The sequence below is a fragment of the Micromonospora sp. DT231 genome (assembly GCF_049847025.1).
In the GTDB taxonomy this organism is placed as follows: domain Bacteria; phylum Actinomycetota; class Actinomycetes; order Mycobacteriales; family Micromonosporaceae; genus Micromonospora.
On the sequence record NZ_JBNCNO010000015.1, the window covers coordinates 54,461 to 71,003 of the forward strand.

Annotated in this window: 18 protein-coding genes and 1 tRNA gene; 11 read left to right on the top strand and 8 right to left on the bottom strand. The window is 71.0% G+C overall.

All coding sequences use genetic code 11. The features are described 5' to 3' along the window. Positions 1-29: 29 nt before the first annotated feature. On the bottom strand, positions 30-353 hold the full coding sequence (locus ACPXBU_RS29400; RefSeq protein ID WP_393373832.1) for a plasmid stabilization protein: 324 nt from the start codon (positions 351-353) through the stop codon (positions 30-32). A 431-nt stretch (positions 354-784) separates the two neighbouring features. On the opposite strand from ACPXBU_RS29400, the gene ACPXBU_RS29405 reads away from it, so the two are divergent. After that, positions 785-1,531 carry a GAF and ANTAR domain-containing protein gene (locus ACPXBU_RS29405; RefSeq protein ID WP_393373829.1) on the top strand — a complete coding sequence of 249 codons (747 nt, stop codon included), beginning with the start codon at positions 785-787 and terminating at the stop codon, positions 1,529-1,531. A gap of 308 nt (positions 1,532-1,839) precedes the next feature. Further along, complete coding sequence (locus tag ACPXBU_RS29410) at positions 1,840-2,163, top strand: STAS domain-containing protein (RefSeq protein WP_393373827.1); 324 nt, start codon at positions 1,840-1,842, stop codon at positions 2,161-2,163. A gap of 25 nt (positions 2,164-2,188) precedes the next feature. Here ACPXBU_RS29410 and ACPXBU_RS29415 read toward each other — a convergent pair whose 3' ends face one another. Both ACPXBU_RS29415 and ACPXBU_RS29420 read right to left on the bottom strand, forming a co-directional pair. Continuing rightward, positions 2,189-3,238 carry a hypothetical protein gene (locus ACPXBU_RS29415; protein WP_425760646.1) on the bottom strand — a complete coding sequence of 350 codons (1,050 nt, stop codon included), beginning with the start codon at positions 3,236-3,238 and terminating at the stop codon, positions 2,189-2,191. Continuing rightward, the gene (locus tag ACPXBU_RS29420; protein ID WP_425760648.1) at positions 3,238-3,735 is read right to left on the bottom strand and encodes a SigE family RNA polymerase sigma factor; all 498 of its coding nucleotides are present in this window, start codon (positions 3,733-3,735) and stop codon (positions 3,238-3,240) included. Before ACPXBU_RS29420 ends, ACPXBU_RS29415 begins: the two co-directional genes overlap by 1 nt. 707 nt (positions 3,736-4,442) lie before the next feature. Here ACPXBU_RS29420 and ACPXBU_RS29425 point away from each other — a divergent pair. Then, on the top strand, positions 4,443-4,727 hold the full coding sequence (locus ACPXBU_RS29425) for a MerR family transcriptional regulator (protein WP_393374035.1): 285 nt from the start codon (positions 4,443-4,445) through the stop codon (positions 4,725-4,727). 130 nt (positions 4,728-4,857) lie between these two features. On the opposite strand, the gene ACPXBU_RS29430 is transcribed toward ACPXBU_RS29425, so the two are convergent. After that, positions 4,858-5,943, bottom strand: coding sequence for a GTPase (locus ACPXBU_RS29430; RefSeq protein ID WP_425760650.1), 1,086 nt, complete (start codon positions 5,941-5,943; stop codon positions 4,858-4,860). 173 nt (positions 5,944-6,116) lie between these two features. Between ACPXBU_RS29430 and ACPXBU_RS29435 the strand changes: the two genes are divergently transcribed. From ACPXBU_RS29435 to ACPXBU_RS29445, 3 genes are all read left to right on the top strand, one after another. Further along, the gene (locus ACPXBU_RS29435; protein WP_393373817.1) at positions 6,117-6,644 is read left to right on the top strand and encodes a hypothetical protein; all 528 of its coding nucleotides are present in this window, start codon (positions 6,117-6,119) and stop codon (positions 6,642-6,644) included. A gap of 109 nt (positions 6,645-6,753) precedes the next feature. Further along, positions 6,754-7,251, top strand: coding sequence for a DUF4304 domain-containing protein (locus tag ACPXBU_RS29440; protein WP_425760652.1), 498 nt, complete (start codon positions 6,754-6,756; stop codon positions 7,249-7,251). Then, positions 7,230-7,829, top strand: coding sequence for a hypothetical protein (locus tag ACPXBU_RS29445; protein WP_425760653.1), 600 nt, complete (start codon positions 7,230-7,232; stop codon positions 7,827-7,829). The genes ACPXBU_RS29440 and ACPXBU_RS29445 overlap by 22 nt, the downstream gene beginning before the upstream one ends. Before the next feature lie 91 nt (positions 7,830-7,920). Here ACPXBU_RS29445 and ACPXBU_RS29450 read toward each other — a convergent pair. Next, positions 7,921-7,996: transfer RNA gene (locus ACPXBU_RS29450), tRNA-Arg, on the bottom strand. 160 nt (positions 7,997-8,156) lie between these two features. Between ACPXBU_RS29450 and ACPXBU_RS29455 the strand changes: the two genes are divergently transcribed. Further along, entirely contained in the window at positions 8,157-8,852 is a 696-nt protein-coding gene (locus ACPXBU_RS29455) for a hypothetical protein (protein ID WP_425760655.1), read from the top strand. Between the two features lie 68 nt (positions 8,853-8,920). Here the strand turns inward: ACPXBU_RS29455 and ACPXBU_RS29460 are convergent, their stop codons facing one another. After that, positions 8,921-9,970 (bottom strand): alpha/beta hydrolase, encoded by a 1,050-nt coding sequence (locus tag ACPXBU_RS29460; RefSeq protein WP_425760657.1) that lies wholly within the window; start codon positions 9,968-9,970, stop codon positions 8,921-8,923. A 153-nt stretch (positions 9,971-10,123) separates the two neighbouring features. Next, complete coding sequence (locus tag ACPXBU_RS29465; RefSeq protein ID WP_393373806.1) at positions 10,124-10,546, bottom strand: HPF/RaiA family ribosome-associated protein; 423 nt, start codon at positions 10,544-10,546, stop codon at positions 10,124-10,126. Positions 10,547-10,850: 304 nt separating this feature from the next. Here ACPXBU_RS29465 and ACPXBU_RS29470 point away from each other — a divergent pair, with 304 nt between their 5' ends. From ACPXBU_RS29470 to ACPXBU_RS29480, 3 genes are all read left to right on the top strand, one after another. After that, the gene (locus ACPXBU_RS29470) at positions 10,851-11,657 is read left to right on the top strand and encodes a single-stranded DNA-binding protein (protein ID WP_425760659.1); all 807 of its coding nucleotides are present in this window, start codon (positions 10,851-10,853) and stop codon (positions 11,655-11,657) included. Between the two features lie 283 nt (positions 11,658-11,940). Beyond that, a complete protein-coding gene (locus tag ACPXBU_RS29475; protein ID WP_425760661.1) occupies positions 11,941-12,978 on the top strand; it encodes a cobalamin biosynthesis protein in 1,038 nt (345 codons plus the stop codon). Next, entirely contained in the window at positions 12,975-14,516 is a 1,542-nt protein-coding gene (locus ACPXBU_RS29480) for a cobyric acid synthase (RefSeq protein WP_425760663.1), read from the top strand. The genes ACPXBU_RS29475 and ACPXBU_RS29480 overlap by 4 nt, the downstream gene beginning before the upstream one ends. 416 nt (positions 14,517-14,932) lie before the next feature. Here ACPXBU_RS29480 and ACPXBU_RS29485 read toward each other — a convergent pair whose 3' ends face one another. After that, positions 14,933-15,334 carry a rhodanese-like domain-containing protein gene (locus ACPXBU_RS29485; RefSeq protein WP_088949799.1) on the bottom strand — a complete coding sequence of 134 codons (402 nt, stop codon included), beginning with the start codon at positions 15,332-15,334 and terminating at the stop codon, positions 14,933-14,935. Between the two features lie 565 nt (positions 15,335-15,899). Between ACPXBU_RS29485 and ACPXBU_RS29490 the strand changes: the two genes are divergently transcribed. Continuing rightward, positions 15,900-16,523, top strand: coding sequence for a uridine kinase family protein (locus tag ACPXBU_RS29490; protein ID WP_393374027.1), 624 nt, complete (start codon positions 15,900-15,902; stop codon positions 16,521-16,523). Positions 16,524-16,543: the final 20 nt, after the last annotated feature.

Genomic DNA, 16,543 nt, shown 5'->3' on the forward strand with positions numbered 1-16,543 from the left:
GCGCCGGCGCCGCCCACCCCGAAGGCTCGCTACTTCGACAGGGCGCGCTCCAACTCCGACTTCGACATCGAGGAGCGCCCCTTGATGCCGCGCTGCTTCGCCTCGTTGTAGAGCTGCTCCTTGGTGCGACCCTGCGCGCCGCTGTGTGAGCGCTTACCGCCGCGATGCCCGGACGACACGTCGTTTCGCGACGACCGGCTCGACGTGCGCGCCTCACCCGAGCGGGCCCGTTCCTTGTTCACCGTGCGGGCGGCGATCTCCTTCGCCCGGCCGGTGGAGGCGCCGCGCTCCTGCGCGCTCTCCTTGATGTGCTCGTACTGCCGCTCCCTCTTGGGGCTTGATCCTGCTGGCATCGGTGCCTCCCGCAGCCGCTGTCGGGTGAGGTCGAGACCCGGCTCGCACGCCCGAGGTGCGATCGAGACAGCCCAGGCCGGGTCGTCGCGCTCACGCTTCTCGGGCCACCATGCCCAGTCGCCACTGTGCTCAAACGACTGACGCGAAGGGTCCGGCCCGATCGGTACGCCGCATGCCGTCCACGTAACCCGTCGTCGGAGCGCCCGCGCTGGGAACGATGGGCTGCGCCTTCGCCGCCGCCCCAGGTGGCGTCGTATAGTTGTTGCCGCAGCCGACGCCTGGGCGTCGGCCACTCAGCGTCCAGCAGCGGGCGCCGGGCTCGGTTGGCGAGCCTGTGCGGCGTCCCGTGCTCGCGGTGCGCCATCACCACGCGCGCTGCCGTCGCCTTCCTGCAACCGGTACGCGCCCCGGGCACGAGGACTTTGAAGTCATGGCACAGCAGCGCATTGATCCCAATGCGGCGATCGTCGAACTCGGCCAGATCAAATTGGGCGAGACCGACCTGTCCGGAGTGTTGACCCAGGTCTCCGGGCTCGCGCGGCGAACGATCCCCGGCGCGGAGGAGGTGTCGGTGACGTTGTTGAAGCAGGAGGGGGCGCACACCGCCGCGTTCAGCGGCGAGATGGCGCTTCGACTCGACGAGCTGCAGTACGAGTTCGACCAGGGTCCGTGTCTGGAGGCGGCCAGACGGGCCACCGTCGTGTCGGTTCCGGAGATGGCTCAGGAGGCTCGCTGGCCGGAGTGGGCGGCCCGGGCCGTGCAGGACGGAGCGCTCAGTTCCCTGTCGATCGGGTTCCCCATCCAGGAGACCGTGCTCGGCGCGCTGAACATCTACGGGATCGAACCGGGCGCCTTCGACGACGAGGCGGTCACTCTCGCGCAGACGTTCGCCGGGTACGCCGCCGTCGCCCTCGCCAACGCGCACCTGTACGACACGACAGTCAACCTGGCCGCGCAGATGCAGTCGGCCATGCAGAGCCGCGCCGTCATCGAACAGGCGAAGGGCATCATCATGGGCGAACGCCGCTGTACCCCGGACGAGGCGTTCGCCGTCCTCGCGAAGGTCTCCCAGGACTCCAACCGCAAGCTGCGCGACGTCGCGGCCGCGCTTGTCGAGAGGGCCGCCCGACCGGCGAGCCCCAAGCGTGATCGCGGTGACGCGGGATTCCTGCCGTGAACCCTCGACGACGGGCCGCTGGCGCAGCCCCGCCACGGCGGTCGGACACGGGTGGTTCCGGCTGAATTCGGCACCGGTGCACGAGTCGACTGGCGGTCGTCGGCCCTTGCTATTACCGTTGAGTTCGGGTCAAGCCACGCGCCCATCCTGTTACAGATCTTGACAGGAGGCGCGAGCCTATGATTGAACGTCGCTCACTTTTTCCGACCCAGTTCGCCCGTCCCCCTGCGGCAATCAGCCCGGGGCGGGCCGCCCCAGGGACACTCGGCATCCGCCCGACTGCTGCCCCCGCTGAGCAGTCGTTCCAGGTGACTCGCTTCACCGAGCCCATCGACCTGAGCGCGACCATCTCCGCCGACCGGATGGTCGTCGCCCCGGTCGGATACGTCGACATGGACACCGCGCCACGCCTGGCGACGGCACTGTTCAACGCGGTCGACAGCCACCCCGAAGTCTGCTGCGACCTGACCGGCGTCGGCTTCTTCAGCGCCGCGGGTGTGCACGTCCTCCTCCTGGCGCTCGACCGGGCGGAGCGGGTCGGTTCCCGCTTCACGATCCGAGGCGCCAGCGGAGTCACGATGCGGGTGCTGCGGATCACCGGGGTGGCGCCTCTGCTCATCGGCCCCGAATGAGGCTGGGTCCACGGCTGCGGTGGCGTCACCAGGTGTCGGGGCGGTCCAGGTCGCGGGTCGGCTGGTAACCGCCGAGGACCACCAGGCCGTCCGACTCACCGTAGCCCTGACCCCAACCCTTGCGGAACGCCTCGACGACGCAGGGCTTCACGGTCATCTCCAGGACGTCACTGCCCTGCCGGCGAGCCCGGTAGGGGCCCGCGACGAGATCCCCGGACCGGGCCTTGTCGCCGTCGGGGGCGAGTTGCGCCCGGACGGTCAGCCAGCGACCGCCATCGTCACCGACGACGAGCGAGCCCTTGACGAAGTTGCCATGCTCCGACCGGCCGAACGTGACCGAGCATTCGCGCACCCGTGCGCCGGGAGGCAGCGACTCCAGGCGGAACGGCACGACACAGCGGTGGGCCGCGTCGAACCGGACCCGGCTCGCCGTGGCTGTCGCCTCGTCGCGGCTGCCGGCGTACGTGTCCAGTTGGGCCCAGAGCCCGTCGCCGGGTTGCCAGCGCACGAACCAGAGCTTCTGGTCACCGGACGTGTCGAACCAGGCGACCCCCGGGCGGTCACCGACTCGCACGTCGGTGCGGGCCTGCGGCCGCCCGGCCGAGGACAACGTCTGCTGCAACTCGTCCAACGCCGCCACCGTGCGCGCCAACGCGAACCGGGCCTGACCGGTCGGTCCCCGAAACTCGACGCTCTCGACGCCGCGCCCGGCGCGCCAGGTCGCGTACTCGGCGCCGTCGGCCAGGGAGTCGGTCGAGAAGTGCACCGTGTCAGGATCGGCGCCGACGTCCTCGGGGCGTGCGGTGGCGCCGAGCTGCCCCGCCGCTTCCGGCAGCATGAGCGCCGAGACCGGCACGATCGGGTCATCGGTGCTCCCGTCGATCGGCATCGTCAGCACCGCCGCGGTGAGGGCGACGCACATCGCCGCCGCGCCCCCGGCGACGAACCCACGGCGACGCCGTCGAAGCCGTCGACCCCGACGGCGGGCCTGTTCCACGATGGGTGTCGGGTCGATGTCGCCACCCGCGCGCTGCGTGAGCGTCGCGGTGAGCCGCTGATCGAGGTCGCTGAACATCAGAACCCTCCTGTCCGGGCGGGGATCGTGGCTTCCTGCCGCTTCCTCAGCGTCGCCAGGGCACGCTTCGCGTGGGTGCGAACGGTGCCTGCCGAACACGCCAGGATCTCGGCGATCAGCACGTCGTCCAGATCCTCGTAGTAGCGCAGAACGATCACGGTGCGCTGACGGGTCGGCAGCTCACGGACGAGCCGCCACAGCGCGTCGCGTTCGGCGACCACGGCGGCCTCGTCCGCACTGCCCGCCCGGTCCGTCACGGCGGCGACCGAGACCTCCCGGCTGCTGCGCCGACGCCACCACGAGTTGTGGGCGTTGACGAGCATCCGTCGGACGTAGGCATCCGGTCGGTCCGTCCGGGAGATGCGCCCCCACCGGGCGTACGCCTTGGCGAGGACCTCCTGAACGAGATCCTCGGCTCGGTGCTCGTCGTCGGTCAGCAGCCGGGCGAGCCGGATCAGCGCCGAAGTGCGAGCGAACGCGTACTCCTCGAACGTCACGCCCTATTAACGCCGTAGCTCGGCCGGCCCGTAGACATCCGCCGGGCCTTTCCGTCGGCTGCGCGGCGTCGGCCCGGCCCGGCGGCGTCACCCTTCTCCGCACGGCCGACGGGCTGCTCTCGGCGGCAGAGAAAATCTCTGCGCGAAGCGCTAGATATTCTTGCCGCCGTGGGGTAACGTTCCTGAGGTCGAAGACGGAGCACGTAAAGACGCTGACGTGACCGCCCCACCCGAGGGCGAAGGAGCTAGGCCAGGAAGTTCGTGGCCCGCTCGGTTCTGTCGCAGTTGGTTTTACGCACGAGAAGTCGCGGGTGAGGCCGAGGCTCGTTCAGGGCTTCACCCGAGGTAAGCAAGGTTCGTCGTACGTGTCAGGGCCATGAAGTCGCGTGGGGCTCGGACACCGACGGACAGCACGAGGAATGACAGAGGAAATCAGAGGCAAGGGAGGGCATTACACCGTTGGATCGCCCGCTGCCAGCCGCACTCGTGGGCTGGATGCGGACACCGCAGTTTCCATCGAACGAGAGGTGGTCTCCGGTCACGCTTATGCGATCCTCGCACCCGATGCCGTCGTCGACGGCCGGTGCGGACAAGACAAGCCGACGTTCTGTCGGCAGATGGTGTTCCTGACCCACAACCCTTGGGCCCCGGTGCTTTCGAGCACCGGGGCCCTCGTGATGGAGGTTTTCTTGACCCAATCCGACGACATGCTCGACGACGAGGACTACCCCGCCTACACCATGGGTCGCGCCGCCGAAATCCTCGGCTGCTCGCAGGACTTCCTCCGTCGGCTCGGCGACGCCAAACTGATCGACCCCCAGCGCTCCAGTGGCGGGCACCGCCGCTACTCCCGCTATCAGCTGCGCCTGGCCGCGCGCGCCCGGGAGATGTGCGACCAGGGCACCGACATCGCCTCGGCCTGCCGGATCATCATTCTCGAGGACCAACTCGAAGAGGCCCTTCGACGCAACGAGCGCTACCAGCAGGGCTGAACACACCCCACGCATGCGGCCTCCCGCACCTGTGACGCCGAGCGCCACGCGGTCCCTCCCACCCGGGCAGGGGCCGTTCGTCGTCCCGGAGGGTCTCGGTCGGGTCCGGATCGATCGGATCGGCGGACCGCTACTGTCCCAGGAACTTGACGGCTGCGGCCACAATTCCAGAGACAAGCCAGGAGCCGGCAGCCTTCAGTTTGTCCAACAGGCCGGTCGACGCTCTCGTGGCGATCACGGACTCAGTGGTGTTGATCTGCTGAGTGTTCACGGTGATGTTGGCGGTACCAGCCCCCACGTTGATCGTCGTGTGTTGAACGGGTACCCCGTCGGAGACGTACGACTGGGTGTTCGTGGGTGGGGTGGACGTCGGGCGCCGACCGGCAGGCCGGACAACGGCCGCCGGCGTCGCGACATCCGGCGTGGTCGCCCGTCGCGGAGCCGGCGTGGGCGTGGTTGCCGGCGCGGGCGTGGGCGCCGGGGCGACTGCGGCACCCTTGCCGCGTCGGGGTTTGGTCGGCTGCCGCGGCGGGTCAGGGTCGCCCTCATCCGAGGCGTCCTCGGTGGTGACCCGCGAGATGGTCGACAGCACGAACGCGTCGAACCCAGGCGCGCTCACGCGCTCCAACATGGCGAGCCAGAGCTTTGCCATCCATCGCGACCGGTCAGGGGTACGTTCGCGAGTGTTCGTCACCGGGACGAAGGGAATCCGGTGGGCGCGGTCGCCGACCACCTTCTCCATCGCTTCGCGCAGCGCCGCGCTCCGCTGGGCCAGTTCTTCGGGATAATCGCGGCGGGTGAACTTGTCCGCACGGGTGAGCACGACGACGGCACGGTCCCACACGCCGTGGCCAAATTTTCTGGTGAGCGCTCCGAGCGTGTCGTATTCGCTGCGCTCGACCCGGGTGTCGTCGAGCTTGGTGACGAACAGGACAAGATCGATCTCGCCGGCCTCCTGCTCGATCAGCGCCAGATAACGCTCGTCGTTGGACCGGTCCCACCCGGCGTCACCGAACCCCGGCGTGTCGATGAGGACCATCGTCGATTCACGATATTCGGCGTCGTACCGCTCGATCTTGGCGGTTGTCGGTCGGTATTTTCCGGTCTCGGCGACCGCCGCGCCGACAACAGAGTTGATGATGCTCGACTTGCCCACGCCGGTCCGGCCCACCACCAGGATCCGGGTCGAGCGCTGCTTGGGGGGTTTGTGGCTCACCAGACTCCTGTCTGTGCAACCGGATCCCTACTGACAGCGAGCGTCCCACACAACGTCAAGCGTGCCGCTGTGCCGCCCTCCCCAGCACCTTCCACGAGAAGCCGATCCTCGATGCCGTCAAGCCGTCCTCTCCTCGTGACCACCTGGTGACCGTCGGTGCTCACGCTGAAGGGATGCGACGGACGGGGATGCTGGGACTGATCTGCGCGTTGGTGCTGGCAGGGCTGACCGGCTGCAGCCCGGTCAAGGAGGGCGCGGTCGGGGTACGGCTGGACGCCGACGGCCGGCTGGTCGGGGTGTTCGACTGGTGCCAGGGCAAGAAGGGGACTGACGACATCACCCTCTTTCTCGGCAGTGACGACGGTGGGGTCACCGACACGGTGATTCAGCTCGAGCGGGATCCCGGCCGCAGCGCCCGCACGGCAGAGGAAGTTGTGCTGCTCAACCCGGCGGACGGCTGGCAGACGAAGCTGGCACCGTCCGCGCTGGACGACGACCAGATCTACGACCTGCGCTCGTGGAACAGCGACGGCGGGCCGGTGGAAGACTTCCCGTTCCGGATCAGCGAGCTGCGCGGCCGGACCGGCTCCGCCGTGATCCTCACCAAGCGGTGGGAGGGCGAGGACCAGGGCGGCTACGTCGCGACGTTCCATACGCTCGGGAGCTTCGCCCGCTACGCCAAGACGGTGTGCGACGACTGAAGGGGTCGCGCCTGACGATGGACACCTGCCGGTGGCCGCCGGCTCGATCTAGCCGGTCGTCCATGCTTGACTTCGGGTTCCGGCTCTCCGAGCACGAGCGGGTGAGGACATGGGCGACGTGCAGGCTGCCTATCGAGCGATGCTGCGCGACGATGTCGCTCCTGCTCTGCGTGCCCTCGGCTTCACGGGGTCGGGCTCGCGGTACACCCTGCCGGACCCGGAGTCCTGGGCGCTGCTGGGCTTCCAGTCCTCGCGGTACAACACCGGAGAGCACCTGACGTTCACGGTCAACCTCTGCGCCGTACCCCTGATCCTCTGGGAGTCCCGCAGGCGTGAGCAGAGCCAGCTACCCCTGAAGCCCTCGCCGGGCACCTACTACGGTGACTTCGTGTGGTCCTGGCGGCTCGGCCACCTGATGCCAGTGAATGAGGACGTCTGGTGGGACCTCGACGAGGACGCTGAGGTCGCGGACGTCGCGAGCGAGGTCGTCACCGCCATCGAGGCGTACGGCCTTCCCGCTCTCCGCGAACACCTTCGAACAGGTACGGGCGGCCGGCCGGTCCCGCAGAGCCCTAGGCTGACCCAATGTCGGCCGAGCACCACGTAATTGACCTCGTCGAGACCGACCGTCAGCCGGCGGACCGAGCCGCCCCTGCCCGCCGTGCGGCCAGCCGGACGTGGAACGTACGGCTCGTGGCCGCCTTCGCGGTCGGCATCGTGCTCGGCGGTGCCGGTGTCGGTGTGTTGCGTTCGTCGCGGGAGGAGCGACAGCGAAACGCGACGGTCTCCCTCGTGGCGTTTCCCGCATCCACCAGCAGCAGTTCGGGTGGGGACACCGAGGTCGTCCAGATGGACGGGCAACTGGCGGTCATCAACGCCGGCCCCGCGCCCGTCACGGTGAAGTCGGTCAGCGGTCAACGACCTGGTGTCCAGGTCCAGGACACCGGCCACACTCGACTCGTGCGCCCCGGCGGCACCGCCTGGATCAGTGTCGAGCTGCGCATCGAGTGCGCACTCGCCTTCGGGAGCGAGCCGCTGTCGATACGGTTCTCCGTCGAGACCGCCGACCGGCAGGTCAGAGAGGTCAGCTATTCCGTGGCCGTAGCGGGAAGCGCCTGGCACCAGGGGGCCGAGCGTCCCTGCGCGAGCCTCGCCGAGATGGCGAGGCGCCAGGGCCAGCGCTGACGCGGACCAGGTGATCCGCCTCCCCGGGGGGCAGGTCTCCGCCGAGCGGGGTGCGGGCGACGTCCCACGGTCCGCTGACCTGCGGTGAGGGTGGTGCGCCCGGCAGGATTCGAACCTGCGGCCTTGGGATTAGAAGTCCCCTGCTCTATCCGCTGAGCTACGGGCGCGTGTGGCGTGGATGTCGCGCCCAGAGGGTACCGCCGCCCTGCTGCCCGGCGGCGAAAAGGGTGCCCGCGTCCACGTTGCCGAGCAGGGTCTCACGTTGACCGCGCGGCGGGCATCCGGGTTCCCGCGGTCGGACCTGGCCTCGGACCGTACCTTTGGCTGGTGCTGCTGGATCCCGACGTCGAGAACGACGTCGCCTACGAGCTGTGCCAGATCGTCGGTCGGGCCATCCTCCCGTACCGGTCGGGCGATGATGTCGGCACCGCGTTCTTCTTCCGGGGCGGCGAGGACCCGGTGGGGGAGTCGCTGCTGACGGCGGCCGACCTGGTCGGCGCGCCGGGTGGCGAGCTGGGTTTGCGGGCGAGTATCACCGAGCCGGCCGGGGTCGCCCCGGCCGCCGTCCCCGCGGTCGAGATCGTGCCCGGCTGGTCCCGTTTCCCGGGCGACGGGGTCGCGGTACTGCCGACCGCCGGCCTGCACCGCTACGCCGGGGACGGCGGCTGGCGGTGGCGGGTCCAGCCGGTGCCCGCGGGGATCGCCGCCGGGCCCGAGGTGGTCGCCCGCCTCACCGCCGACGCCGGTTCCGCTTTCGTGCTGGCCCATGGGGTACGCGAAGACGGGTCGCGCCCGCTGGAGGTCGCGATCGAGCGGGTGGTCCGCGACGGGGACGCCGCGCGGATCACCACCGAACTGCCGAAGGGGTACGTCGGCGCGCCGGTCTTCGTCGTCCAGCCCGACGCCACGGGGGAGTTGTCGCCGTACTGCCTGGGTCTGGTGCTGCCCGGCACCGGAGAGCACCCGGTGGCGACCTTCGACCGCATCCGCGCGGTCCTCCCCGCGACGCCGGGCGACGTCTAACCCCCAAGTGCCGCCACCCTCCGCTCCGCAACCGCCGGGCGCCGGTGCCCGGCTAGTTGATCATGAGGTTATTGCTCCGACACGCCGATGGGAGTGGCAATAACCCCATGATCAACGGGGTCGGGAGGGTGGGGGACGGCTGGGGCGGTCGGGGCGGCCGGGGCGGTGGGGCCGGCGGCGAGGAATGCCTCGGCCCAGCGGCCGACCTCGTCGAAGACCTTCTTGCGGACGGCCGGGCCGGAGAGGGTCAGGTCGTGCATCCCGCCGTCGAAGCGGGCCAGGGTGACGTGGCGGCCGAGGCGGGGCGCGTACCGGACCATGTGCTCGACGTCCAGCACCGCGTCGGCCAGGGTCGCGTTGTCGTGCCACCGGGTGCCTCGGAAGGAGCGGGTCGAGCAGGCCAGCAGCACCGGCACCTGGATGTCCAGACCGGCGCGCAGCCGGCGCTGGCCGGTGCGGATCGCGTTCAGCCAGCCGGCCCGGACCGGGAACCCGGCCAGCGGCTTCCACGCCAGGTCATAGGTCCACTCGCCGCGGTGGTCGGAGTGGAGGCTCTCGCCGTACACGGTGCCCAACCCGAGCGGCAGGATGCGGTGCGGCGCCCTGCGGCCCAGCCGGGAGACGGCGGCCGCGAGGGGTCGGCGCACCGCCCAGGGAGCGTTCAGGTCGAAGAAGGGGCTGTTGAGCACCAGGCCGTCGACGGTGCCGGTGTCGCGGCGGGCGTCCGCCCAGAGCGAGATGATCAGACCGCCGGTGGAGTGGCCCATCGCCAGCAGGGTGTCGTGCCCGTCGTCGGCACGGATGATGTCGGCGGCGGCGTCCAGCTCGGGGAAGTAGTCGCTGATGTCGCGGCAGAAGTTCGGGGTCTGGCCCGGGAGCAGACTGCGACCGTACTTGCGCAGGTCGAGCGCGTAGAAATCCCAGCCGCGCTCGGCGAAGAAGTCGGCCAGATGCGTCTGGAAGAAGTAGTCGACGAACCCGTGGACGTAGAGGACGGCCCGCCCGGTGGGGCGCTCGGCCCGCCGCCGGACCAGGGTCGCGACGACAGGTCCCTCGTCGTCGGTGCCCAGGTCGATCGTCTGCCGCTCGTACGGCGGTCCCAACACGTCCGGTTCCACGACCGCGACGCTACGCCGCCAACCTACCCAACGGTAGCCCTCGTCCCGCCCACCGCGCCCCGCCCTCGCGATCTTGCACTTACTGCGGCGACATAACAAATAAAAGGCCGCTTTTCGGGATGCGAAAGTGCAAGATCGCGGGGCGGGGTGGGGTCAGGCGGTCTCCGCGTCGGCGCGCTCGGGGTCCTGCTCGTCGGTGAGGTCCAGCCCGCCCTGGGGCTGGGGGATGTCGCGCAGGTGCTTGTTGTGCCGGGGCTCCTGACGGGTCTTGGCGTCGTTGAGCCGGCGGCGCAGATCGTCGCGGACGTCGTTCAGCGCGGCGTGCAGGTCCTCCTCCGTGGAGGTGGTGACGATCTTCTGTCGGCCAGCGATCCAGCACTCCAGGGTGACCTTCTGGCCACGCGCTTCCCGGTCCTTCACCGACACCTCCAGCTCGGTGGCGTCAGCGTGGAAGCTGGCCAGCCGGGCGTCGAGCGTGGTGAATTGCTCGGCGATCCAGTTGCGGTCGCCCTGCGAGAACCCCGCGCCCACCCGCAGGCACTCGGCGACGGTGGCCGGGTTCGCCGCGGCGCTCATCGCCGCGCCTCGGAAACGATCGCGGAGCCGATTCTGGTGATCATCATGGCGCTGACCTCTCGTCGACGTGGAGCTGTCGGTGGTGCGTTGATCAAGTGCTTACCCACTGTGGTTGGTCTCGGAAACCGCCGACGCCCGACTGGGCGGGTCGGCCGTACCACATCAGGGCGTGATCAGGGCGTTGTCCACAGGTGGATTCGTTGTCCACAGGTTCGAGCGGGGCGCTGGCGATGCTCGCCCGCAGCACCGAGGCTCGATGTCGAGTCGACTCGCGCTGGCAGGCCCCGATCCCCCTGGAGGGACGATGTTCGACACCTACGTAACAATTGTCGGCAATGTGCTGACTGCTCCCGAATGGCGACGCACCAGCCAGAGCAACACGCTCGTGGCCAACTTCAAGGTCGCCTCCACCGCCCGCCGACTCGACCGCGACAGCGGCCGGTGGGTCGACGGCAATTCGCTCCGCGTACGCGTCAACTGCTGGCGCAAGCTCGCCGAAGGCGTGGCGGCCTCCGTGATGGTCGGCGATCCGGTGGTGGTCTGCGGCCGGCTCTACACCCGCGACTGGACCGACGACGCGGGCAACCACCGCACCCTCTACGAGTTGGAGGCGGTTGCCGTCGGCCACGACCTGTCCCGGGGTCGAGCCCGGTTCCTGCGCAACCGGCCGAGCATGACCACCAGCACCACGGAGGACGCCGAGGCCGAGAGTCGGGTGCACGGCGAACCCACCGAGCCGGTGCCGCCCGGCCACGAGCCCGTGCTGCCGGACGACCGACCGCTGGACGACGACTTCGAGCTGCCCGACTACGCCGCGCTGCGGTCCAGCCCGTTCGCCGACGACCCGCTGGACGCCGATGTTCCTCCGATCGACTCGTCCGACGCGCTGTCGTCGTCCGACCGGGTTCCCCCGACCAGCGGGCAGATCGGGCAGGGCACCGGCCCGACCGGCCTCGACGCCGAGGTGGGGCTCCCGATCGAGGCGAATGACAACGGCAGCGACCGCGACCCGGACGACGAGTTGGGGCCGGTGCCGGACGAGGGGCAGCCTGAGCCGGTGCCGGCCGGCCGGGGGCGGCGTGGCCGAGGCCGGATCCCGCAGCCGGCCTGACCGGTCGTTTCGACGAGTGCGGCAGTTTGGCGATCACGAGCCGGGCGACACGAGGTTCCGGTGCTGATCGTCATGGCTGCGGCAGGACGGGCCCACGTGGCCTGGCACGACGGGGGCGGGGTGGCGGCGCGGCCAGCGCCGTCACCCCGCGTGACACAGTTGTGGGGTCGGCGGAGCCGCGTCGGCCGCGGCCCGCTACGAGGTGCTGCCCGCCCGAGCGCGCTGTGGGTCAGGCTGGTTTTCGGGACGCTCGTCTAGGCTGGCCGGCTTGGAGGTGGTGTACGTGCGACGGACCGCGCCGGTGGCGAACGCGGTGGGGCTGCTGGCCGGGTACGCGCTGGACAGGCTGCTCGGTGATCCACGCCGGTGGCACCCGGTGGCCGGCTTCGGGCAGGCCGCGGGTGCTCTGGAGCGCCGCCTCTACCGCCCGGACCGGACGGCGGGCGCGGCGTTCACCGCGCTGGCCGTGGGCGGGCCGGTGCTGCTCGGGGCGGTCGCTGCCGCGGCTACCCGGCACCGGCCGGTGACCCGGGCGGTGCTGGTGGCCGCGGGCACGTGGACGGTGCTGGGTGGTCGTACGCTGCGCCACGAGGCCACGGCCATGGGTCGGACGCTGCGTGCCGGTGACCTGCCCGCTGCCCGGCGACGCCTCGGCCACCTCTGTGGGCGGGACCCGTCGACGTTGGGCGAGTCGGAGTTGGCCCGCGCCACCGTCGAGTCCGTCGCCGAGAACACCTCCGACGCGGTCGTCGCCCCCCTGGTCTGGGGTGCGGTCGCCGGCCTGCCCGGCCTGCTGGGCTACCGGGCGGCAAACACCCTCGACGCGATGGTCGGGCACCGGTCGGCACGCTACGCCCGGTTCGGCACCCCGGCCGCGCGGTTGGACGATCTCCTCAACCTGGTGCCGTCGAGGATGACCGGGTTGCTCACCATCGCCGTCGCGCCGGTCGCCCACGGGGATCGGCAACGGGCCTGGCGGGTATGGCGGCGTGACCGCAACGACCACCCGAGCCCCAACGCCGGGCAGTGCGAGGCGGCGATGGCCGGCGCGCTCGGCGTCCGCCTCGGCGGGCGCAACGTCTACTTCGGGCGCTCCGAGGTGCGGCCGTTCCTCGGCGACGGCCCTCGCCCGGAGGCGCGCCACCTCAAGCGGGCCGCCCGGATCTCCGGCGCGGTCGGGCTGGCCGCGGTCGGGCTGGCCGCCGCCTACCCGGTGACCTTCGGCCGTCTGGTCGGCGCCGCGAGTCGGCGCGGGCTGTCTGCCCTGACCGCGGGGCGTGGGGTGTCTGCCCTGACTGCAGGGCGGGGGAGCGGGCGGTGAGCGGCGGGCTGCTGGTCGCCGGCACGACCTCCGACGCCGGCAAGAGCGTGCTCACCGCAGGCATCTGCCGCTGGCTGCACCGACAGGGCGTGAAGGTGGCGCCGTACAAGGCACAGAACATGTCAAACAACTCGGCGGTGGTCGTCGGGCCGGACGGGCGCGGCGGCGAGATCGGACGGGCCCAGGCCATGCAGGCCGCCGCCTGTGGCCTCGCACCCGACCTGCGGTTCAACCCGGTCCTGCTCAAGCCGGGCAGCGATCTGGCCAGCCAGGTGGTCCTGCTCGGCGAGGCGGTCGACACGATCACCGCGGGCACGTTCCGGCACCTGCGCCCCCGGCTCGCCGAGACCGCGTACGCGGCACTCGCCGAGCTGCGCGACACGTACGACGTGGTGATCTGCGAGGGCGCCGGCAGCCCCGCGGAGATCAACCTACGGGCTGGGGACTACGTCAACATGGGGCTGGCCCGGCACGCCGACCTGCCCACCATCGTGGTCGGCGACATCGACCGGGGCGGTGTCTTCGCCTCGATGTTCGGCACCGTGGCCCTGCTCGACCCGGCCGACCAGGCGCTGATCGCCGGTTTCGTGATCAACAAGTTCCGGGGTGACCGCGGGCTGCTCCAGCCGGGGCTGGACATGCTGCGCCACGTCACGGGTCGGCCCACGTACGGGGTGCTGCCCTGGGCACTTGACCTGTGGCTCGACGCGGAGGACTCCCTCGCCTACGGCCGGGTGCTCGGCCGCCCCGCGGCCCCGCACGGCAGCGAGTGGTTGGACGTGGCGGTCGTCCGCCTACCCCGGATCAGCAACGCCACCGACGTGGAGGCGCTGGCCACCGAGCCGGGCGTTCGCGTACGCCTCACCATCGAGCCGGCCGAGTTGGCCGCCGCCGACCTGGTCGTCCTGCCCGGCTCCAAGTCCACCGTCGCCGACCTGGCCTGGCTGCGCGAAACCGGCCTCGCCGACGCGGTGATCACCCACGTGGCGGCCGGTAAGCCGCTGCTCGGCCTCTGCGGCGGTTTCCAGATGCTCGGCCGCGCCATCCACGACACGGTGGAGAGCCGACGAGGCAGCGTAGCGGGGCTTGGTCTGCTGCCCATCGAGATCACCTTCGATCCCCGCAAGACCGTCCGGCAGTCGGTGGGCACCGCCCGCGGCGACGTCGCGGTGCGCGGTTACGAGATCCATCACGGGTACGTCTCGCACACCGACCCCACCCTGGCCCCGTTGCTGACGGCCGACGACGGTGTCGGTGAGGGAGCCGTGCTCGGTGTGGTGCACGGCACGCACTGGCACGGGGCGTTCGAGTCCGACGGGTTCCGCCGCTGGTTCCTCACCGAGGCGGCTCGCCTGGCCGGGCGCACCGGGTTCCGGGTCGCGCCGACGACGAGCTTCGCCGCCGCCCGGGAACGTTCCCTCGACCTGCTCGGTGACCTGGTCGAGGAGCACCTGGACACCGCTGCCCTCTGGCGTCTCATCGAAGCCGGCCCACCCGTCGGCCTACCCTTCATTCCACCCGGCGCCCCGCCGTCCTGACCCACCCACCGTCCCCTGCGGAGTGTCGGGGGCGGGGCCGCACGCGGGGCGTTCGAAGCCTGGTCGTGCGCCGGACGATGTCACGGGTCACCACCTCCGCATGATCGTGCACGATCCTGGTTGTAGTGGCCTCGTGGGCGACAGGAGGGGACTGGATCCTGGATCGAGCACGATCTTGAGCCCGGCCCGGGCGTGCGAGCCCGCGACGCAGCGAGGTGGCGGGTCTGTGACGTGGCGGGTCGGTGACGTGGCGGGCTGTGAGGTGGCAGGTCAGCGACGTGGTGGGTCCGTGACGTGGTGGGTCGGTGAGGTGGCGGGTTTGTGACGTGGCGGGCCGGTGAGGTGGAGGGCTCGCGACGCGGGTGAGCGCCGGCAGGTGGGTGCTGAACGTGGCCTGGGGTTGGGCGCGGCGGGACTCAGGGGCGGATGTCGGCTGGCCGGTCGGTCGTGGGCAGGCCGGCGGCGAGCCAGGCGTCCACACCGCCGATCATGTCGGTCGCCCGGCGTAGACCGAGGGTCTGCAGGCTGGCGGCGGCGAGGCTGGAGCTGTAGCCCTGCCGACACACCAGCACGATCTCCCGGTCGTATCCGGTGGCTTCCGGGATCCGCCAGGCGCTGGCCGGATCGAGCCGCCATTCCAGTACGGTCCGGTCGATGACGACCGCCCCCGGCAGGTCGCCCTGTTCACGGCGCTGCAGGTCGGTGCGGGTGTCGACAAGCAGCGCGCCGCCGCGGACCGCCTCGACGGTCTGCTGCGGAGTCAGTCGGTGCAGCCCGGCGCGGGCCTGTTCGAGTAGGGCGTCGATACCGGGGCTCATCACGTCTCGGAGCACCACCCGATCATGCCGATTTGGTGGCGCCCCGGGCGGCGAACGGGCCGCCCGTCACCCGTCGCCGCCCCAATTCCCCCGGACGTGACGGCACCCGGCCAGGGCGGTCAGCCGGACGTGTCAGCGCGGCCGACGTCGAGCACCGTTGCAACCTGATCCACTCGCCCTCAGGGATGTCGGGGTGTCCCGCTAGCCAGATACCGCGACATCAATGATGTGGAGTCGATCATCCCGGACTGCGGTCGCGCCGGCATACTTCGGTCATGCACCGGGCGAGGCTGTGTTGAGTCCCGACACCGGCCGTCCGGTGTCGGGCCGCGAAGCCCTGAACAGCGCAGGACTCCCGCCCGACAAGGCCGCGCCGGCCGACGAGCTAGAGGGCGCAGACAATCCCAGGCACACCGACGAGCCCGGGAACACCGACAAGCCCGAGAACACCGACAAGCCCGGGAACATCGACGGGGCCGGGAGCGCCGACGAGGGCGGCGGGGTCGGGAACACCGACGAGCCCGGGAATACCGACGGGGAGTTGGTTGGCCGTCGGGGTGGCGGGTTGGCCGTGGTGGTCGTCGAGGCGTACGCCGAACTGGCTCGTCGGGTGCTCGCGGACCCGGCGCGGTTGGGGCGGACCCGGCTCGTCGCGGTCGACGGGCCGAGCGGCGCGGGCAAGAGCCGGTTCGCCGCGCACCTCGCGGATGCCCTGGCGGCGCGGCTCGGCGGTGACCGCCCGCCCGTGGTGCACACCGACGACCTGCTCGACGGTTGGGACGATCAGGTCACCTTCTGGCCCCGGCTCGACGGGCAGGTGCTCGCCCCGCTGCGCGAGGGGAGACCCGGTGCCTACCGGCGCTACAGCTGGGTGCGGCAGCGCTTCCTGGACCGGCCGGTGCCGGTGCCGGCAGCGCCGGTGCTGGTGGTGGAGGGGGTGAGCGCCGCACGCGCGGTGGTCCGGCCGGAGTTGACCCTGGCGGTGTTCGTCACCGCGCCCGCGTCGTTGCGGCTGGCCCGCGCGGTCGCCCGGGACGGGTCGGAGATCCTGCCGGAGCTGCGTCGCTGGCACGCCGGGGAGCGGGCGCACTTCGCCGCCGATGGTACGGCCGCCCGCGCGGACCTGTTGGTGGACGGCGCGCCGACGCTGCCGTACGACGCGGACCGGTACTACACGCGCATCCGCTGAGCGGGCAGTGGACGACCGGC

What these genes read in the sequence shown, in the direction of transcription:
- ACPXBU_RS29485 (WP_088949799.1), bottom strand. Translation starts at nt 15,334, where the DNA reads ATGAGCCCCGGTATCGACGCCCTACTCGAACAGGCCCGCGCCGGGCTG.
- ACPXBU_RS29405 (WP_393373829.1), top strand. Translation starts at nt 785, where the DNA reads ATGGCACAGCAGCGCATTGATCCCAATGCGGCGATCGTCGAACTCGGC.
- ACPXBU_RS29400 (WP_393373832.1), bottom strand. Translation starts at nt 353, where the DNA reads ATGCCAGCAGGATCAAGCCCCAAGAGGGAGCGGCAGTACGAGCACATC.
- ACPXBU_RS29435 (WP_393373817.1), top strand. Translation starts at nt 6,117, where the DNA reads ATGCGACGGACGGGGATGCTGGGACTGATCTGCGCGTTGGTGCTGGCA.
- ACPXBU_RS29465 (WP_393373806.1), bottom strand. Translation starts at nt 10,546, where the DNA reads ATGAGCGCCGCGGCGAACCCGGCCACCGTCGCCGAGTGCCTGCGGGTG.
- ACPXBU_RS29440 (WP_425760652.1), top strand. Translation starts at nt 6,754, where the DNA reads ATGGGCGACGTGCAGGCTGCCTATCGAGCGATGCTGCGCGACGATGTC.
- ACPXBU_RS29470 (WP_425760659.1), top strand. Translation starts at nt 10,851, where the DNA reads ATGTTCGACACCTACGTAACAATTGTCGGCAATGTGCTGACTGCTCCC.
- ACPXBU_RS29415 (WP_425760646.1), bottom strand. Translation starts at nt 3,238, where the DNA reads ATGTTCAGCGACCTCGATCAGCGGCTCACCGCGACGCTCACGCAGCGC.
- ACPXBU_RS29425 (WP_393374035.1), top strand. Translation starts at nt 4,443, where the DNA reads ATGCTCGACGACGAGGACTACCCCGCCTACACCATGGGTCGCGCCGCC.
- ACPXBU_RS29445 (WP_425760653.1), top strand. Translation starts at nt 7,230, where the DNA reads ATGTCGGCCGAGCACCACGTAATTGACCTCGTCGAGACCGACCGTCAG.